The 17,822-nt window shown below is 31.8% G+C and carries 15 protein-coding genes; 5 read left to right on the top strand and 10 right to left on the bottom strand.

The annotated features are described in order from the left end of the window. Nucleotides 1-42: 42 nt before the first annotated feature. The 3 genes from IJI93_RS08935 to hypD are packed head-to-tail and all read right to left on the bottom strand — an operon-like array spanning nucleotide 43 to nucleotide 3,119. Nucleotides 43-1,353: a TldD/PmbA family protein gene (locus IJI93_RS08935; protein WP_292822249.1), complete on the bottom strand. Its 1,311-nt coding sequence runs from the start codon at nucleotides 1,351-1,353 to the stop codon at nucleotides 43-45. A gap of 7 nt (nucleotides 1,354-1,360) precedes the next feature. Continuing rightward, a complete protein-coding gene (locus IJI93_RS08930) occupies nucleotides 1,361-2,065 on the bottom strand; it encodes a phosphoglycolate phosphatase (protein WP_292822247.1) in 705 nt (234 codons plus the stop codon). A 4-nt stretch (nucleotides 2,066-2,069) separates the two neighbouring features. Continuing rightward, the gene (gene hypD / locus IJI93_RS08925) at nucleotides 2,070-3,119 is read right to left on the bottom strand and encodes a hydrogenase formation protein HypD (protein ID WP_292822245.1); all 1,050 of its coding nucleotides are present in this window, start codon (nucleotides 3,117-3,119) and stop codon (nucleotides 2,070-2,072) included. Nucleotides 3,120-3,203: 84 nt separating this feature from the next. Here hypD and IJI93_RS08920 point away from each other — a divergent pair, with 84 nt between their 5' ends. From IJI93_RS08920 to IJI93_RS08905, 4 genes are read left to right on the top strand one after another with little or no spacing between them, the layout of a single operon-like run. Then, the gene (locus IJI93_RS08920; protein WP_292822244.1) at nucleotides 3,204-4,874 is read left to right on the top strand and encodes a cytidylyltransferase domain-containing protein; all 1,671 of its coding nucleotides are present in this window, start codon (nucleotides 3,204-3,206) and stop codon (nucleotides 4,872-4,874) included. A 10-nt stretch (nucleotides 4,875-4,884) separates the two neighbouring features. Beyond that, complete coding sequence (locus IJI93_RS08915) at nucleotides 4,885-5,937, top strand: N-acetylneuraminate synthase family protein (protein ID WP_292822243.1); 1,053 nt, start codon at nucleotides 4,885-4,887, stop codon at nucleotides 5,935-5,937. An 11-nt stretch (nucleotides 5,938-5,948) separates the two neighbouring features. Beyond that, nucleotides 5,949-7,370, top strand: coding sequence for a sialyltransferase (locus tag IJI93_RS08910; RefSeq protein WP_292822242.1), 1,422 nt, complete (start codon nucleotides 5,949-5,951; stop codon nucleotides 7,368-7,370). Beyond that, complete coding sequence (locus tag IJI93_RS08905) at nucleotides 7,363-8,799, top strand: polysaccharide biosynthesis C-terminal domain-containing protein (protein ID WP_292822240.1); 1,437 nt, start codon at nucleotides 7,363-7,365, stop codon at nucleotides 8,797-8,799. Before IJI93_RS08910 ends, IJI93_RS08905 begins: the two co-directional genes overlap by 8 nt. 3 nt (nucleotides 8,800-8,802) lie before the next feature. Here the strand turns inward: IJI93_RS08905 and IJI93_RS08900 are convergent, their stop codons facing one another. The 5 genes from IJI93_RS08900 to IJI93_RS08880 form a co-directional block, all read right to left on the bottom strand. Beyond that, nucleotides 8,803-8,982, bottom strand: coding sequence for a 4Fe-4S binding protein (locus IJI93_RS08900; RefSeq protein ID WP_292822237.1), 180 nt, complete (start codon nucleotides 8,980-8,982; stop codon nucleotides 8,803-8,805). A 54-nt stretch (nucleotides 8,983-9,036) separates the two neighbouring features. Then, complete coding sequence (locus IJI93_RS08895; RefSeq protein WP_292822235.1) at nucleotides 9,037-9,534, bottom strand: DapH/DapD/GlmU-related protein; 498 nt, start codon at nucleotides 9,532-9,534, stop codon at nucleotides 9,037-9,039. A 25-nt stretch (nucleotides 9,535-9,559) separates the two neighbouring features. Continuing rightward, complete coding sequence (locus IJI93_RS08890; RefSeq protein ID WP_292822233.1) at nucleotides 9,560-11,086, bottom strand: NERD domain-containing protein; 1,527 nt, start codon at nucleotides 11,084-11,086, stop codon at nucleotides 9,560-9,562. 71 nt (nucleotides 11,087-11,157) lie between these two features. Next, on the bottom strand, nucleotides 11,158-12,324 hold the full coding sequence (locus tag IJI93_RS08885; protein ID WP_292822231.1) for a glycosyltransferase: 1,167 nt from the start codon (nucleotides 12,322-12,324) through the stop codon (nucleotides 11,158-11,160). Nucleotide 12,325: 1 nt separating this feature from the next. Then, nucleotides 12,326-13,903: a glycosyltransferase family 39 protein gene (locus IJI93_RS08880; RefSeq protein WP_292822229.1), complete on the bottom strand. Its 1,578-nt coding sequence runs from the start codon at nucleotides 13,901-13,903 to the stop codon at nucleotides 12,326-12,328. 93 nt (nucleotides 13,904-13,996) lie between these two features. On the opposite strand from IJI93_RS08880, the gene IJI93_RS08875 reads away from it, so the two are divergent. After that, nucleotides 13,997-15,697, top strand: coding sequence for a glycosyltransferase family 39 protein (locus IJI93_RS08875; RefSeq protein ID WP_292822227.1), 1,701 nt, complete (start codon nucleotides 13,997-13,999; stop codon nucleotides 15,695-15,697). Here the strand turns inward: IJI93_RS08875 and IJI93_RS08870 are convergent. Both IJI93_RS08870 and IJI93_RS08865 read right to left on the bottom strand, forming a co-directional pair. Continuing rightward, nucleotides 15,694-16,536, bottom strand: coding sequence for a UbiA family prenyltransferase (locus tag IJI93_RS08870; protein ID WP_292822225.1), 843 nt, complete (start codon nucleotides 16,534-16,536; stop codon nucleotides 15,694-15,696). The genes IJI93_RS08875 and IJI93_RS08870 overlap by 4 nt on opposite strands. Further along, nucleotides 16,533-17,789 carry a glycosyltransferase gene (locus IJI93_RS08865; RefSeq protein WP_292822223.1) on the bottom strand — a complete coding sequence of 419 codons (1,257 nt, stop codon included), beginning with the start codon at nucleotides 17,787-17,789 and terminating at the stop codon, nucleotides 16,533-16,535. The genes IJI93_RS08870 and IJI93_RS08865 overlap by 4 nt, the downstream gene beginning before the upstream one ends. Nucleotides 17,790-17,822 lie beyond the last annotated feature (33 nt).

Raw genomic sequence — 17,822 nt, 5'->3', positions numbered from 1 at the left:
AGATATAGGGAAAAATTAAAGAGAATTTAATATTTCCTTTTTTTAATTTTGACCAACTACTCTTAAATCATGCACTAATAGTTTAGGAATGATGAATGACCCATATTGTTTTATTTCTGAATTTAAACCTTCTACTTTTTTCATGATTTCAAAGATATTTCCGGAAATCATGGCTTTATTAATTGGGTCTGTAAGTTCTCCGTTTTCTATTTTAAATGCATTGCTGGCTTCCACTGAAAAATCGCCTGAAATCGGGTTTGCAGTATGGGCTCCCAAAACGCTGGTGGTCAGGACACCTTTTTCAATTTCGGTTAAATCTTTCATTTCACTAAATTTAAACTCAAGATTTGAAGGTGAAATCATCGGTGTTGTTAAAAAACTGCCTCTATAACCGTTTGAAGTTGTTTTAACACCTTCCTTGTTTGCGGTATAAATGTCATAAATAAATGAATTCAAAACTCCGTTTTTGATTAAATCAGTAGATTTGGAGACACTTCCTTCCCCGTCACATTTTGTTGAATACATTCCTTTTTCAAGTAACGGGTTATCGATAATTGAAAGTGTCGGATTGGCGATTTCGCTGCCGATTTTGTCTTTTAGAATGGATCTGCCTCTTCTCACATTTTCTCCATCAAATGCATTTAAAAATGTTTGAAGCAGTCCTGTAGCAGCATAATAATCTAAAACTACATCATAGTCATTAGTTTCAATAGGTTTTGTATCAAGAGAGCTTTTAGCTAAATTGCATACTTCATTAGCTAGTTTATCTCCATCCAAATCATAAAATCTTGAAGACATGGAGTTATAGGCAGTTGCGATTTGACCTTCTTTTTGGATTGTTACAGATAAACCAATGCCAAATCCGGTTCCAACATTTTCTATGGAAACTCCGTTTGAATTCATGATTAGTGATTTGCCCGCACTTGCAGAAAATCCTGACCCGGTTACTTCACATCCGCTGTCGCTTGCTAGGGAAATGACATTTTTCAATAATTCAACAGTTTCATCAATGCTTAAATCATTGAATTTTTTGTCATAAACCTGTTTGACATCATTTACACTTTCTACTTCAGAAAAGGCATAATTTTCATCAATCTTATTTAATTTAGTGTTTTCAACAGCTTGTTTTGCAGTTTGAGCTATTTTATCCAAGTTTGAAGTAAATGCAAAACCAATTTTATTGTCTTTGATTACGCGAATTCCGATTCCCTTTTCGATTTCTTCTTTTGCGAAGTTCAATTCTTCTTTTCTGGAATCGAGTTCTATTGATTTTGCTTCATCAACATAAATTTCGTATTCATCACAAATATTTTCAACTTCTTTTTTTGCAGTTTCTGCTATTTCGTATAACATATTATCACTATAGTGCAAATTTTTCAATAGCTTCGGCCACTCCATCGCCAAAGAATTTTTCACAGGTGTAAGTGCTGATTTCTTTTAATTTATCTTCAGCGTTTCCAACTGCTATTCTATAACCGACCTGTTTTAAGAAATCTTCATCGTTTTGGCTATCTCCAATGGCCATTACATTTTCCATATTTATCCCATTTCTTTCACATAAATACTTAAGGGAAGTCCCTTTATTCACTCGTTTATCGGTTATGTGAAGTGCAAAGCCGCTGTCATAAATTTCAAGTTCATTCAAGTATTTGAAATCTTTTAAAGCTTCTTCTAATTCTTCGCGGGCTATTGTTTTATAGAAAACTGTTTCAGTTAATCTATACATATTGTCATGAGAAGCATGCTGGTTAAATTTTTCACCTAATTTTTCTTTCAAGTGCTTTTCAGCAGATGTGACAAAATCTCTTTCAACTAATGTTTCAACAGCATTGTCATTTTCTCCTTCTTTGAAAACAACTCCTCCATTTTCGGCTACAAGTCCACCACTGCATCCAATAAGTACTTCTGTTGCATATGCGTAATTAACAACATTTCCGGTAACGATTATTGTTGGAATTCCTGCATTTTCCGCTTTTCTTAAAGCTTCGATAGCTGATATGCATATCTGTCTTTTTTCATCAGTTATTGTCCCGTCAATATCTACAGCAATTGCTTCTATGGTCATTTTATCACTGTCTTTTGGAATATCTGTGTGCTATATTGCATGTTCCTTCTTTACTTACCATACAGGCTCCGATTGGATGGAGCGGATTACATTCATTTCTAAATAACTTGCAATCTTCAGGACGGGCAAGTCCCCTTAAGATTGGTCCGCAAATACATCCTTTAGGTGCTTCATTAACCTCTTTAACTTCAATGTCATATTTTTCACGGGCATTGAATTCGCTAAATTCATCTTTAATTTCTAATATGGAATTTGGTATTTTGGGAAATCCCCTCCATTCTCTAGAGGTAATGTCAAATACTTGGTCAATCATGTCCTGTGCAATAACATTTCCTTCTTCACGCACTGCTCGGTTGTATTCATTATCTATTTTCGGTGTTTCGTTATGAATTTGTCTTAAAATCATGTAAACAGACATTAATATGTCTAATGGGTTAAATCCTGCTACTGCTTGTGGTATTCCGAAGTCAGTTGAGAAGTATTCGAACGGTTTTGTCCCGATAATTGTACATACATGTCCTGGCTGGATTAATGCATTCAAATTAGTTTGCCCGGAATTAATTAAAAAATCAATTGCTGGTGGAATCAATCTGTGGCATGAAAGTACTGAGAAGTTTTCAGGAGGTGTAGCTAATAATTCAGCGGCTGTTGTAGGTGCTGTAGTTTCAAATCCTGCAGCTATAAATACTACGTCATTGTCTTCTTTTTCCGCAATCTCGATAGCTCTGTTGATTCCATAAACTACTCTAACATCTCCACCCTCTGCTTTTGCATCTGCAAGGGATGAATGTGAACCAGGAACTCTTAACATATCCCCAAATGTGGTGATTGTCACTCCTTTGTCAATAAGCTCCAATGCTTCATCAATTTCACGTGAAGGCACCACACAAACTGGACATCCCGGGCCTGCAACAATCTCCACTTCTTCTGGAAGCAAACTTCTAATTCCATTTTCCATTATTGTATGCTCATGAGACCCACAAACGTGCATTATTTTGACGGGTGTGGCTAAGTTGTTTATCCTATCTATTAATTCTTTTGACATATTTTTCATATTAACACCGAAGATTTAATATTATATTATAGATATATTTACTATTGCATTAATTAAATTTATTGTAATTTTTTAGGGATGGTTATGTTTAATAATAATAAAATTTTAGTAGTTATTCCTGCAAGAGGCGGTTCTAAAGGGATTCCTCGCAAGAATATCCGGCTGCTGAATAATCGACCTTTAATTTCTTATGCAATTGGTGTTGCCAGGTCATCCCAATATGTGGATGATGTTGTAGTAACTACTGATGATTCCGAAATTACATTGATAGCCGAAAAATTCGGAGCTAGTGTTGTTAGACGCTCTTCAGAATTGGCCAGTGATGAAATTCCCCTTGATCCAGTTGTTTATAATGCAATGATTCAAAAAGAAAAGTTGGCATTTGATGAATATGACATTGTAATTACTCTCCAACCTACTTCACCATTACTTAAAACACAAACCTTAGATAAAGCTATTGAAAAATTCGAAGATTTTTCAGTGGATAGCGTAATTTCTGTAGTGGATGATAGACACTTGAAGTGGGGCTATGATGATGATAACCAGAGATATTTCCCACTTTACATGCAGCGGGTTAACAGACAATATTTGCCAAAATCATTTAGAGAAACTGGAGCTATTCTGGCTACAAGAAGAGCTTTTGTTAATGAAACTTCCCGTCTTGGAGAAAATATTTCCATAATTGAAGTTTCAAGGGAAGAAAGCATTGACATTGATACTTATGAAGATTGGTGGTTAGCTGAAAATTATCTTAATAGGAAAAGAATAGCTGTTGTGGTCAATGCATACAACGAAATCGGAACCGGCCATATTTACAGATGTTTATCAATTGCTTCAAAACTGGTTTTCCATGAAGTATTGTTTTTGCTAGATGGATCACATCAATTGGGAATTAATATTGTAGATAGTTACAATTACCCTTATGAAATTTATAATGGTGAAAATGAGTTATTTGATAAATTAGAGCAGTATAATCCTCAAATTGTTATTAATGATATTTTAGATACTTCAACAGATTATGTTCTTAAATTAAAAACTAAAGGATATTTTGTTGTTAACTTTGAAGATTTAGGAACCGGCACTGAATTTGCAGATGTGGTATTTGATGCATTGTATGAGCACGATTTATCTGAAAATCACATTTTCACAGGTCATAAATATTATGTTTTAAAAGATGAATTCTATTTCCAGCCTAAAAAAATCATTACTCAGAATGTGGAAAATATTTTAATCACGTTTGGTGGAACCGATCCTAATAATTTTACGGAAAGGGTCATTAATGCAATTACAAAAACAAGTTATGAGGGACGTATTAATGTAATTTTAGGATTAGGTTATTCGGATAAAGAAGGTTTGATTTCCAGAATTGAATCAAATCCATCCATTCAGGTTTATACTAATGTGTCAAATATTAGCGAGTTCATGTTTAAAGCAGACATTATTTTCACATCTGCTGGCAGAACAATGTATGAAATATGTTCATTAGGTGTCCCTACAATATGTTTATGTCAAAATGAAAGGGAATTAACTCATGTATTTGGCACTAATGCTAATGGATTTATTAATATGGGTTTGGGCATAAATGTTGATGATTCGGAAATTATGAATCAGTTTATTGAATTGGTTAATGATTATGATAAAAGAATTGACATGAACGAAAAGATGCTGTCCATCGATTTGAAAAATGGATTTGAAAATATTTGGGTCATTATTAAAGAGGAATATAGAAAATTTGAATTGAATAATAAATCGTAAGGTGTTTATTTTGAATATTTTTAATAAGAAGCCATTTTTAATTGCGGAAATCGGCGTTAACTTTTATGATATTGCCGAAAAAGATGGAATGTCTGATATGGATGCTGCAAAGCTGATGATTGATGAAGCTAAGGCATGTGGTGTTGATGCAGTTAAGTTTCAATCATATAAAGCAGAAACAATTGCTTCCCGCAATTCTCCTGCTTACTGGGATTTATCAGAAGAGCCCACAACATCCCAATTCGAGTTATTTAAAAAATTTGATAAATTTGGCGCTGAAGAGTATAGGGAGTTAGCGGATTATTGTAGGGAAGTGGGGATAGTGTTTTTATCCACTCCATTTGATTTTGATTCTGTAGATTATTTGGATGAATTTATGGATATTTACAAAATTTCTTCTTCTGATTTAACCAATATTCCATTTATTAAATATATTGCAAGTAAAAATAAGCCAATCTTACTTTCAACTGGCGCATCCACTATCAAAGAAATTAAAGATGCTGTTAGGGCAATTGAAGATGTATCAACTGTCGATATTGCAGTAATGCATTGTGTTTTATCGTATCCTACCTCATATGAAGATGCAAATCTGTTAATGATTAAAGACTTGGTTAAACAGTTTCCCGATTATGAAATTGGATATTCGGACCACACAAAGCCTGATGAAAATATGATGATTTTAACAACTGCCTATAATTACGGCGCCGTAATTTTAGAAAAACATTTCACATTAGATAAAACATTGGCGGGAAATGACCATTATCACGCAATGGATCCTAGTGATGTTTCTAAATTCCGAAAAAATGTTGAATTTTTATCAAAAATCAATGGAAGTTCAAATAAACAACCCTTAATCTGCGAATCTTCTGCAAGAAGAGAAGCAAGAAGGTCTATTGTTGCCAAAAAAGACATTAAAAAAGGAGAAAGTATTTCATTAGAGGATGTCACATTCAAAAGACCGGGTACTGGTATTTCTCCATCTGAGATTGATAGTGTCATAGGAAAAACTGCAAAGACTGATATTTGTGAGGATACATTAATTGATTTTGAAATGTTACAATAATTGGTGTTTTAATGTCGCATAGTGTTGGGGAGATTTGTGAAGTTTTTTTTAGTCTTGAAGAAAAATATAATTTGAATTATTGGGAAGTTCAAGGCTGTTTTCCTTGGCAATTAATAAGGATGTATCTTTATTATGATGTTGCTAGGCGTTTAAACACTTTTGGTTCAGCTCAACAACAATCATTATCTATTTTTGATAAGGTAAAATCATTTATTCCTTTTTTTAAAAATAGCTTATTATACAATCCTTTTCAAGGTGATTATAATAGGGACATATTAATTTTTGACCATCCTAGAAAAACCATGCTTAATAATGAGTATGTTGATATTTACAGCTATTTTCTGGTAGATTTACTTAAAGATGATTATTCTTTTGAAGTTATGGAAGCTCCATATTTCAATAAACATTTTACAAATCATAAAGATTATATTAAATATACTGATAGGATTCAGTTAGGTTCATATATCTTTAAAAAATTCCATAAAATTGATTTCACTGAGTCTGAAAAAGATTTAATTTCCAATGTCAAAAAGGACATTGAAAAAATTTTTAATTTAGAAATTAATTTGGAATGGATTTTAGAAACTCACATATTAAATTTTAAATACGATTATAAAAAATACACAGTGTTGTTTGAAAAAAGAAAACCTAAAATGATTTTTGTCGTTGTGGCTTATGAAAATCAAGCTATTGTTAAGGCTGCAAAAGATTTGGGTATTGAAGTGATTGAACTTCAACACGGAACTATCACTGATTATCATTTAGGTTATTCTTATCCTACAAAGTCAAGATTAAATGGGGAAATTGCTTATTTTCCGGATAAACTTCTCACTTTTGGAAACTATTGGATTAATGATGAAACCTGCCCTATTGATTCAAAAAATATCATTCCAATTGGTTTTCCATATTTTGAAGCTCAATCAAAAGATTTTTTAAATATCGCTAAAAAAGATAAGCAAATTTTATTCATATCTCAGGGGGTAATAGGCAAATATTTATCAAAAATAGCCTATGATGTCTCAACAAATTTAAAAGATTTTAATATAATTTATAAGTTGCATCCCGGCGAATATGAAACCTGGAGAAGTAATTATCCTGAACTTGTTAAAGCGGATAAATCGGATAATTTCACTGTTGTTGATAATGGTAAAACACCATTATACCAATTTTTTGCAGAATCAAGCTATCAAATTGGTGCTTTTTCAACTGCAATATATGAAGGATTGATGTTTAATTGCAAAACTTTTATCGTAGATGTGCCTGGTGTAGAATATTTGAATGATTTGATTGAAAGGAATTATGTCTGTAAAGTTAAAGATTCAAAAGAATTAGTAGATAATCTAGAGATTTTTGATCCTAACGAGTATGATAAAGACTTTTTCTTTAAAAATTTTGATAAGGGATTATTGAAAAAGGTGATTGATAATGAATGAATATGTCCAATTTGTAAAAAGGATAGGTATAGTGGGCATTGCCAATATATTAATATCTCTTAGTGGTTTAATATTCATTCCAATCATTACTAAGAATTTTTCAACTGCAGATTATGGCGTTTGGGCACAAGTCAATACTCTTGTCGCATTAGTTCCGAATGTTGTTAACTTAGGCCTTCCATATACTATGGTCAGATTTTTAGCAGCTGAAAAAGATAAACAAATAATCAAACAGTCTTTTTATTCAATGATGCTGTTGGTTTTTGCTTCAACAGTTGTCATGATTCTTGTATTTTTGATATTTTCACAACAGATAGCAAATGCCCTGTTTGATGGAAGCATGCAAATAATGTTGATTGTAACTGTAATTTCATTTTTGGCATGTTTGAATTTAATGTTGCTCAGCTATTTCAGGACTTTTCAAAAGATTGCTTTTTATTCTACATTTCTAGTATTGCAAACCTATATTGGTGTGGGTGCAAGCATTGTACTTACCTTGATGAAATATCCAATCGAGGTTGTTGTTTTGGGTCTTTTAACCGGATATTTATTTGTTTTTATAGTCATGGCGATTTTAATAATAAGGGAATTAGGGTTTGCAACTAAGCTTAAAACTTTAAAGGAAGAATTAAAATTTGCCCTTCCTACAGTTCCGAACAATGTATCTTCATGGGTGGTTGATTCAAGCGATAAATTTGTCATTGGTATTTTTCTTGGCTCTGCTGCAGTTGGCTGTTACTCTCCGGGATATGCTTTAGGAAGTATTCTTTTAATGTTTTTGACACCATTTGCGGTTTTGCTTCCAGCAGTATTGCCTGAGTATTTTGAAAAAGGAGATATGGATAAAGTTAATACATTTTTAACTTATTCTATGAAATATTATTTGCTTTTGACAATTCCTGCAGCGGTTGGAATGAGTTTACTTTCAAAACCTCTGTTATATGTGTTAACAACTGAAATCATTGCAAATCAGGGATATATGATTACTCCGTTGGTGGCACTTGGAGCAATATTTATGGGAATTTATGGAATTGTGAATAATATAATTATTTTAGAGAAAAAAACAACTATTTTGGGCTATATTTGGATATCTGTAGCTGTTTTGAATATAATATTCAATATTGTGGCTGTGCCTTATCTTGGAATTTATGGTGCGGGCCTTGTAACATTGGTCTGTTATTTCTTCGCTTTTGCAGTAACTCTTATTTATTCAAAAAAATATGCTAATTTGCCTTTTGACTATAAAGCAATCATTAAAATAGTGGTTGCAACGGTTATAATGGGAATTTTCGTAAAAATGGCTAATCCAACAGGCATATTTAATATTTTAGTTGTAATTGTGATTGCCGCAGTAATTTACTTTGTGGTGTTGTTCCTTCTTAAGGGAATAGATAAAAAAGAAATAAATTTAATTAAAGGCATGATTTAGCCCTTAATCAATTTTAATGCATTCGTTTGGACAGATGTCCACACATGTTTCGCAATAACTGCATTCTTCCGGATCAGTAATGGTTAGTTTGCCGTCTTCAAGAATCAATACTTCCATTGGACAAACATCAGTACAGTCCCCGCAGTCATCGCATTTTTCAAAATTTATTGTAATGTCAGCCATTTTTCAATCTCCAAATTTTTATATACTCTTTTATCAATTTTTTGATATTTTAATTTAATGGAATTTTCCTTCTTTTTTTAATTTTTCATAGTGTTCAATATCTCTTGTTTTAAACACTTCTGCAGGATGGCCCCCAGCTATTGCATATTTTGGAATATCTCTTACAACAACGCTTCCGGCTTGGATGATTGCACCTTCTCCAATTTTTACTCCCGGCAGAATAGTTACTCTATTTCCAAGCCAAACATTATCTTCGATAACAACATCTTTTGAGATAATGGTGTCATCATAGGGGATTGCATTTCCTTTATCATAATTGTGTATGCTTGTAATTATCATGCATTCAATACCTGAATGGAAATTATCCCCAATAATTATCTTGCCTGATCCTTGAATTTTCATTCCATTAAAATTAACATTATCTCCCAAAGTGGTGTTTGGTGTAACGTAACTGTCACCATTTACTTTGAGGTTATTTCCATAGCTTTTTGCCACTCTTCGAACCTTATGCAGATATATTTTTTTCTTAAGTTTGTTGATAACATTAATCATGGTATCTAAAAAATAAAAAAAGAAATTAAATTATTTCAAAAGAACAATCGGCAGAATACTTGTTAATTAAAACAGCGCATTTGTCTATTGTTTCAGAATCTAATTTAATTGTACTTGTTTCGATTTTGTTTAATAATTCCTCAATAAATAAGTCTTCATCAGTTAAAGGCATGTTTATTACAACAACTTCGTTGTTTATAAAACCAACTAAAGGTTCGACAAAACAGTTTCTAATGTTGTTGTCATTAAGGAAATTAATTAAATCTTCACCTAAAGTCAATGCTTTTTGTTTGACTTTATTGTCTTGTGAGAATTTTGCTTGTTTAGTTGTGTATCTGAATCTTCTTGTATTATTGGAAAGTGCAACTTCCTCAATTTTATCTTCGTCTAATTCGCTAGATCCGATTAGGTTTAAATTTTCATTTTCAGATTCTAATCTAAGCTTTGGATTGTATTTCTGTGAGAGAAGCGCATAGATTCCGGTTGGACCTACAACTAAATGGTTGATGCTGTCCGGTGAAGTTGGGGTTTTCACATTGTAAAAGACATAGTATTCATCAGAAAGAGTTAATAAATGTTCTCTAATAATTCTGGTTCTTTCTTCATGTTCTTTTACATCTCGAGTTTTATATAATCCATAAAACAAGATAACTATGCCTATAACTAAAGCCACAAGACCAATACCGGAATTTATGAAGAATACTTCAATTATGCTTAAAATACAAATTACTGCTCCAACGGCAATCAATGTATTGTTGGAGTCCAAGTTTTTAATATTAAAATTAAAATCACTTTCACTAACTTCTTCCACTCCAGTGGCGCCCATTGTTGGTTCCTTCAAACTAATTCTATCAAGGAAACTTCCACTAGAACTTTTGTTTATAGGTGTGTTTGGATAATATTCGCGCATTCCTTTCATGAATTCATCTTTTAAGAAATTTTTCAAGATGTTGTAATCATCGGTTTTAGGAAGGGCAAATTCTTTACCAAATTTAGATTGGATATCATCTGGAATGGTGGTTCTTGCAGTTTTTACATAAAGTTCTTCTTCTAGTTCATGTTGGTTTTTCTCATCATCTGCAATTTCTAACATGCGTTCTTCAGAGAAAAAGTTTTCGAGTCTATCGGTAATTGACTTTAAGGATATGTTATCTTCTGTTTTAGGTTCTTCAGGTGTCGGTTCATTAGATTGTGATTGGGCTCTAAATTTTTCAGCCTCTGCTTTTCTTTCTTTGAGATAATTATCAAGTTCTTTGTTCATTTCATCATCAAGATATCTTAAAGAACCTCCACAACTATCGCACTCATAATCAAGTATGCTATCACTACTTTTAATCTTATATTTCAATCCACAGTCTTCACATTGAACAATATAAGAATTGTCATACTTGAATGAATCCATGAAAGAAGAACGAGATTTTTTTTCGCCATCAGAATATTCTTCTAAATATTCTAACTCTCCTGCACATGAAGAACACTCGAATGTAGTAATGTCGTCATCATCATCGAGTTGGTATTTTGCACCACAGTTCTTACAGCATACAACTTTCATATTATCCTCTTTAAATGCATTTTTATGTTATATATTTTTTTTATTTTTTTTATTATATATCTTTCTAAAAATTAGTCTAAACATGTTAGGTATATATCGAAAATCTGCTTTTCAATTTTATCCCAATCATATTTTGTTTCAATTAAGTCTCTGCCCATTTTTCCGAATTGTTCACATAATTTTTCATCATTTAATAATTTTTCAAAGCAGTTGGACAATTCTTCCTCATCAAATTCACATATAAGTCCCACATTATCCTTTACCCAGTCATGGATATGATTATTTTTGGTTAGTATCAGTGGCTTAAAACAGGCCATTGCCTCAAGGCCGCTGGTTGTAAATGATTCATATCTTGAGGGCATAACGAATATGTCGCAGTCAACCAATGCCTCTTTTTTATTTTCACCTGTTAAAACTCCCGGAATTATTACCTTGTCTTCAATATTCAATTCTTTTATCAAGGATTTGACTTCATCTAAAAAGCCATAGTTTCCACCAACAATTGCCAATTTCACGTTATCTTCTGAAATTTTATTAAATGCTTTAATCAATAAATCTAAACCTTTAATTTCATGAATTCTTCCTAAAAATAATATTAACTTTTCGTTCTCATTGATTCCATACTTGGATTTAAAATGTCCATTTGAAGGCAATGTTTTATATTCATCTAAATTGATTCCAAGAGGTACAATTTCAATTTTCGATTCTTGAATGCCCATTTTTAGGTATTGCTGTTTTTCAACTTCTGTTAGGGCAAAAACTTTACATGCATCGTATAATATATCAAATCCCCAAAGTTTATCGAAAAGCTCTTTCATTTTTTCTTTTTGAAAAAATGGCAAAACGGATCCGTGGGCTTGAAGAACATAGGGAATTTTATTTTTTTTAGCATATCTGTGCGTTGCGATGGCTAGGGAATGCCTATGTTCATGAATATGGATGATGTCAAAATCAGGGATTGTCTTTTTCAAATAATTTATTGAACCTACTGGAGTATCAATTGTAATCTTGTTTTTAACGGTATTTGAAATATTTTTAAAGTAGAAAACTTTTATTCCTTCAACATCGACATTGTAATTTTTTTTGAGTTTCAAACGTTCTTGACAGCTGTCTGTGGTGTATACGCATACATCATGTCCGTTTTTTACTTGTTGTTTAGCCATTTGGTAAGAAGCATTAACGACTCCTCCAGCTGAAAAACAAGGAGTAAAAGAAGGCACTACATGTAAAATTTTCATATCAAACACTCTTTTCGTATAGATATAATTTACCGATATTCTTTATTTCTGTAAAATTATTAAAATCATCTATTTTCACATTTGAAATATAATAACTGATATTGCTCGTATCGGCTTTTGTAATTTCGGAATTTGGTATCCCAATTATATTATCGCCCAAATACCATCGATATGGCCTAATATTGTAAACTCCGATATTGCAATTTTCATAGTCTGGAACTTCCTGAATTATATACTCGCTTATTTCTTGAGGGGCCGTAAAGTCATTTGTCTGTTCAAATGCAAAGCAAAATGTAAATCCCTGTATTGCAAATAGAACAATCAAAACAACAGGTATTATATTTTTGTTAATTGTGATTTTTTCATTAATCAGTTCAATGCTTGCCAAAATCAAATAGATTAAAGGCGGAATTGCAGGAATAATATATCTATTGACTTTAAGGTTATAATAGCTATAGAAAATCAGATTGACTAAAATCCAACTTAACATCAAAAGCCCTTTTTGATTTTTGCTGTTTTGTCCAATCAATAACAATCCAAGAAATGCAATTGAAATGGTTATTACTGAACTGGTCCTTTTAAATGTTAAAATTGCAATCAAGAATAATGCTATTGGAATCAACTTTCTTTTATCCAATTCATAATCTCTCTTTACAATGAATAATATGCTTCCTATTGCCAAAATTCCAATAATCAGGAATGACAATATTGTTGGATTTTGCAAAGTTGGGGTGCTTCGTTCATAAGTAACTTTTGAAGAAGAGATGAAATTTAAGAAATTTGATAAATAATATCCGGCATCAGTACTGTAGGCAGGATCATAAGAACGGCCTTGGCTTCCGGAAACTCCTCCCATCATTTGGGAAACTGGTTCGAAATGTCCATGACCCATAATCAGGACAGGTATTAAGATAATGATTGCAAGTATCGCTGCTATTAAAACGCCCTTTTTAATAAATTTTATATCATTTTTTTCAATTTTAAATCCATTTTTGTATAGGTAATATAAAATCAGGACGGGCATAATGAAAATTATTTGATATCTTGTAAAAAATGCAATAACGAATACTGGAAATGCATAATGATAATATTTTGGATTTTTATCAATTGCAAGAATTGTAAAAACAACTGTCCAAATAGTAATGCTCACGCCGGGAATGTCAATACTGCCGTTGGCCAACCAAGTTAAGTTAAGTGCAAATGTTGCATATAATATAACTCCAGTTAAACTTAATAGACTATCAAATTTCATTCTTAAAAGAAAATAAAGGCCTATATTTCCAATAACTGCAAATAATCCAGTCACGATACAAATAGAAATAGAACTTCTAATTCCAATGTCCATAAGTAGTGATGTTAAAAAACATATTGTAGGGGATAAATAAATCGTTAGAATTGAATGATTGTTGTGGCCGGTAAAATAAAGGGCATTTAAAAGATAAACATAAACATCACTGCAGTAAATCCCCAAATTTTGATTAAAGCTAATGTAATAACTTGTCAATACCAAACTAAATAGTGTTATCAGTAGTAGAATGTATTTATCTTTTTTTTCAAATGCAAATTCTTCTAAAAACATAATTGTTTATTGTTTTATTTTTTATGATAGATAATCCTTTTTCAAAAATTTTAAATTATACTATATTCCAAAATATGTGTAAAGGGGATTAGATTGTTAAATTTTGATAAGAAAACTGAGAATAAATTTACTTTGGCACTGGTTATCATATTTGCTTTTGTCATTACTGCTTCCATTATTTATTTAAATTCAACACATGCGATTTTAGGCCATTCTTATCGTGATGTATATTTTTATTTATTGGAAGCTTTACGCATGTCCGGAGTAAATTTTGATGGATATTTCTTTATTAATTATTTCCCCCCATTTTTGCCCTTTTTAACATCAATTCTATTTAAATTAGGTTTTGTATCTGAATCCAGTATTTTCATCACTTCAGGTATTTTCTTTTTTATAGCAATTGTGGGCATGTTTCGTATTCTACGGTTAAGATTCAATAATTTCTTTGCATTTTTCGGAGCTTTTCTTTATGGAACATTATGGATTAACCTTTTGTGGGTTGGAAATGGAACATTGGACATTCCTTTTGTTGCATTAATGATTTGGGCATTGTATTTCTTTATTCAGGGCATGGAAAAAAATCAGAAATATTTTTATCTTGCATTCCCATTCGCTGTTTTATGTTTCTTTACAAAATATGTTGGGGCGATTATTGTTGGGGTCATGCTTTTATATTTTATGAGCAGAACCAACATTTCAAAAAACATTCAAAAATATTTTAAAAATATTGTCGGGGGGATAATTGCCGGAATAATCACTTCAATTCCATTTTTTGCTTATTTCTTTTTAAATAATATTCCCTTGGGGTTTTTAAATCAGGCTGAAGATATTTCTTCCACTACTTCTTTAACTGCATCTCACGGAGGAAAACTAATTGATAATAATTTATTTTACTATTTTGATGGACTGATTCGCAATATCTCCTCTATTAATAATATTATTGCAGCACGATTGATATTGGCCATTTTAGTTATAGGGTTGGTTTTAGTAGTTCTCATGTTAATATATGCTTTAGTTGATTCTTTTTTGAAAATCAAGGACTCTGATTCTTGTATTTATAAATGGAGCGTTTCGATAAAGTTATTTTATGTCTTATTGATTTTATCAGTTATTATGATTGCCACATCATTTTTTACAGCTAGTATGTTTTCATTTGTGTATTCGGAGTTATTGCTGTTCTCAGGATTGTATTTGCTTGCATATTCTTTTACAAAAATCATTATTGGCTATGAACATGTTGACAATATTTGGTTAAGCAGCTATCCTTACTTGGCGATTAATATTGCAATGGCAGGTTTGTTTTTGTCCTTTTTAATCTTTTTCACAGCTCATTTGACAAAAACATTCAGGTACTTCACTTCAATGGCTCCGGGATTCGTATTCTTAGTTACATTCTCTTTTGAGATGTTAACAAATAAAATGAGTTTTCTTAAGGTTAAAAATTTTAACTTAACATATTTGGTCCCGATTTTCATAATGTGTTTAATGCTGTTCAGTGCTGCCGATTATTTATCTGATTATTATGATGACGGATTGGTTATTTCAGAAAGACAGGCTGCCGATTGGCTAAATGATAAGGAAGGGATCATATTTTCTGATAGGGCTCCAATTTACACTTGGTATTTGCAAAAAGAAGTGGGTTATGTTAAACATGCTACGGATGGAAACACCACGAATCAGGAATTAGTGGACAATAATGTAACTTATTATGTTGCCATGACATATAAATATAATTTCACTGATTACTCTACAGTTAAAGAGTTCGGAGATGTAGTTATCTATCAGAAAAATTAAAATGATCCAAATATAAATGCAACGAATGCTATGAGCATTCCTATTTTTAAATATTTGGATGCTTTATGGGCAGTTTCCCTATCTTGTGATTTTAAAATTAAAACTGCTGAGTATAAGAATAATATTACTGCAATGGCTATTACAACAAGATAATAAATTCCAAAAATATGATTGAAGTAAAGAATAGGGCATAATGCGCTGTCGATAACGATTAAAGCTACTGCGAGTATTGCAGGTGTTTTTGTTCCAATTAGGATTGGTAGGGTTTTTGCACCCTCTGCTTTATCCCCTTCAACATCTTCAATGTCTTTAATTATTTCACGGGCTGTTGTCATTACAAATGCAAAAAATCCTAAAAATATTGAAATTGAAATGATTTCGGGAGTATTGATTGTAAAACCACCGAACACGAATCCAAAACCTGTCATAAAGCCAACAATCAAATTTCCAATCAGAGGTGTTGACTTTAATTTATATGCGTACAAGTAAAGAATTACATCTGAAATCAATACAATAACAAAAGGAATCCAGTTATTAGTTAGATAGCTAATTAAAAACCCGCATATTGTTCCTAGTAAAAATTGCAAGTAACCATAGTTTCGCCCAGCTTTAAGAGATATTCTTCCGGATGGCAGTGGTCTTTCGGGTTTGTTAATCAAATCGATTTTGTAATCGAAGTAATCGTTGATTACATTTCCAGCAGCAGTTTCAAAAAATACTGCAAGCATGGCAAGGATAATTGGTATGCTAATTGTTTTATCAATAATTGCAATTAAAATAATTGCTATTGCGCCCATTACGGCATTACCTGGCCTTAATATTTCGATATATGGATTCATTGCAATTCCTCAAGTAGTTTTGAAAAGTTCTTTGCAGTATTTTCCATAGAATATTCATCTGCAAATTCATTTCCAGTATATTTTAATTCGTTATTAATATATTTTAGATAATAATCATAAATAGCTTTTTTATTATCTTCAAGTGAAGATATGTGATAACCGATATTAGTTTTTTCGATTAACTCTTTAAGGGATCCTTCTTTATAACCGATTGATAGGATTGGTTTTTTAGACCCCATGTATTCATAAACCTTTCCAGGCATGAACATTTTCTCCTTTTCGTTCATCCATGAGATCAATAATAAAACGTCACTGTTCATTTGGTTTTGAAGCACTTCGTCATGGCTTACTTTCCCATGGATACTTACAATTGATTCAATATTGTATTTTTTGGATAATTCCTCCAGATTCGCGGCGTCTCCATAAAAATCGATAGTTATTTTATCTGAATCAATTTTATTTTCTTCAATTAGCTGGGAAACTGCTTCAAACAGTATGGAAGGGTTTCTTTTTCCATTGTAAAGGGAACCTGCATACATCAATGTCAATTTGTCACTTTTTTTGGTTTGCTTTAAGTCTTTAAAATCTTGAGGGTCATAACCTGAAACAATCGAAACTATTTTTTTTGTTGGATGCAAACTCTGTAAGGTTTTTTTTGCAAGAGGGGTGGTTGTAGTTAAAATATCAACGTTTTCAAATGTTTTCAATTCCAATCTTTTTTCAAAATAATTTCTGATAAATGTATGGTTAACATATGGATTTAAGTTCCATAAATCTCTTAAATCAGCAATCCAGGGGATATCATATTTTTCTTTTAAATCATGGGCAATTGTGTGTGCAGTAATTGGGAATGATGATGAGATTATACCTTTTATGTCTTCACTTTCAATGATTTCACTGCATGTCTTAAACGCTGGCTTGGCCCAGTATTTCATACCGTCGGGATACGCAAATATTTCTCCTGCAATGGAAATGGCTTTGGATACAAGTTTATTGGGTTGGCTTTGTGAGGTAATCTTGAGGCTTGTTTTATTTACTTTAGATTTTGGTAGAAATTTGGAAAGCATATCTTCATATTCAGTTTCAATTACTCTCACGCCTTTAAAATTAACAGTTTCATTTTGGGTTTTTGGAACGATAACAACAGGTTGCCAGCCGTTTTTCGGCAAATATTTTGCTATTCCCTGCAATCTTTTTGATGCGATTTCATTTTCATGATTATAATAAAATGAAATGAAGATAACTTTATCCATTTTTTCTCCTATGAAACAATAATTTTATTAACT

The sequence above is a fragment of the Methanobrevibacter sp. genome, assembly GCF_017431965.1.
Lineage (GTDB): Archaea > Methanobacteriota > Methanobacteria > Methanobacteriales > Methanobacteriaceae > Methanocatella.
Note: the sequence above shows the minus strand (reverse complement) of the source record. Positions and strands in the feature narration are given on the sequence as shown.

Coding starts and splice junctions, on each gene's coding strand:
- IJI93_RS08935 (WP_292822249.1), bottom strand. CDS start 1,353: ATGTTATACGAAATAGCAGAAACTGCAAAAAAAGAAGTTGAAAATATT.
- IJI93_RS08930 (WP_292822247.1), bottom strand. CDS start 2,065: ATGACCATAGAAGCAATTGCTGTAGATATTGACGGGACAATAACTGAT.
- hypD (WP_292822245.1), bottom strand. CDS start 3,119: ATGAAAAATATGTCAAAAGAATTAATAGATAGGATAAACAACTTAGCC.
- IJI93_RS08920 (WP_292822244.1), top strand. CDS start 3,204: ATGTTTAATAATAATAAAATTTTAGTAGTTATTCCTGCAAGAGGCGGT.
- IJI93_RS08910 (WP_292822242.1), top strand. CDS start 5,949: ATGTCGCATAGTGTTGGGGAGATTTGTGAAGTTTTTTTTAGTCTTGAA.
- IJI93_RS08905 (WP_292822240.1), top strand. CDS start 7,363: ATGAATGAATATGTCCAATTTGTAAAAAGGATAGGTATAGTGGGCATT.
- IJI93_RS08900 (WP_292822237.1), bottom strand. CDS start 8,982: ATGGCTGACATTACAATAAATTTTGAAAAATGCGATGACTGCGGGGAC.
- IJI93_RS08895 (WP_292822235.1), bottom strand. CDS start 9,534: ATGATTAATGTTATCAACAAACTTAAGAAAAAAATATATCTGCATAAG.
- IJI93_RS08890 (WP_292822233.1), bottom strand. CDS start 11,086: ATGAAAGTTGTATGCTGTAAGAACTGTGGTGCAAAATACCAACTCGAT.
- IJI93_RS08885 (WP_292822231.1), bottom strand. CDS start 12,324: ATGAAAATTTTACATGTAGTGCCTTCTTTTACTCCTTGTTTTTCAGCT.
- IJI93_RS08880 (WP_292822229.1), bottom strand. CDS start 13,903: ATGTTTTTAGAAGAATTTGCATTTGAAAAAAAAGATAAATACATTCTA.
- IJI93_RS08870 (WP_292822225.1), bottom strand. CDS start 16,536: ATGAATCCATATATCGAAATATTAAGGCCAGGTAATGCCGTAATGGGC.
- IJI93_RS08865 (WP_292822223.1), bottom strand. CDS start 17,789: ATGGATAAAGTTATCTTCATTTCATTTTATTATAATCATGAAAATGAA.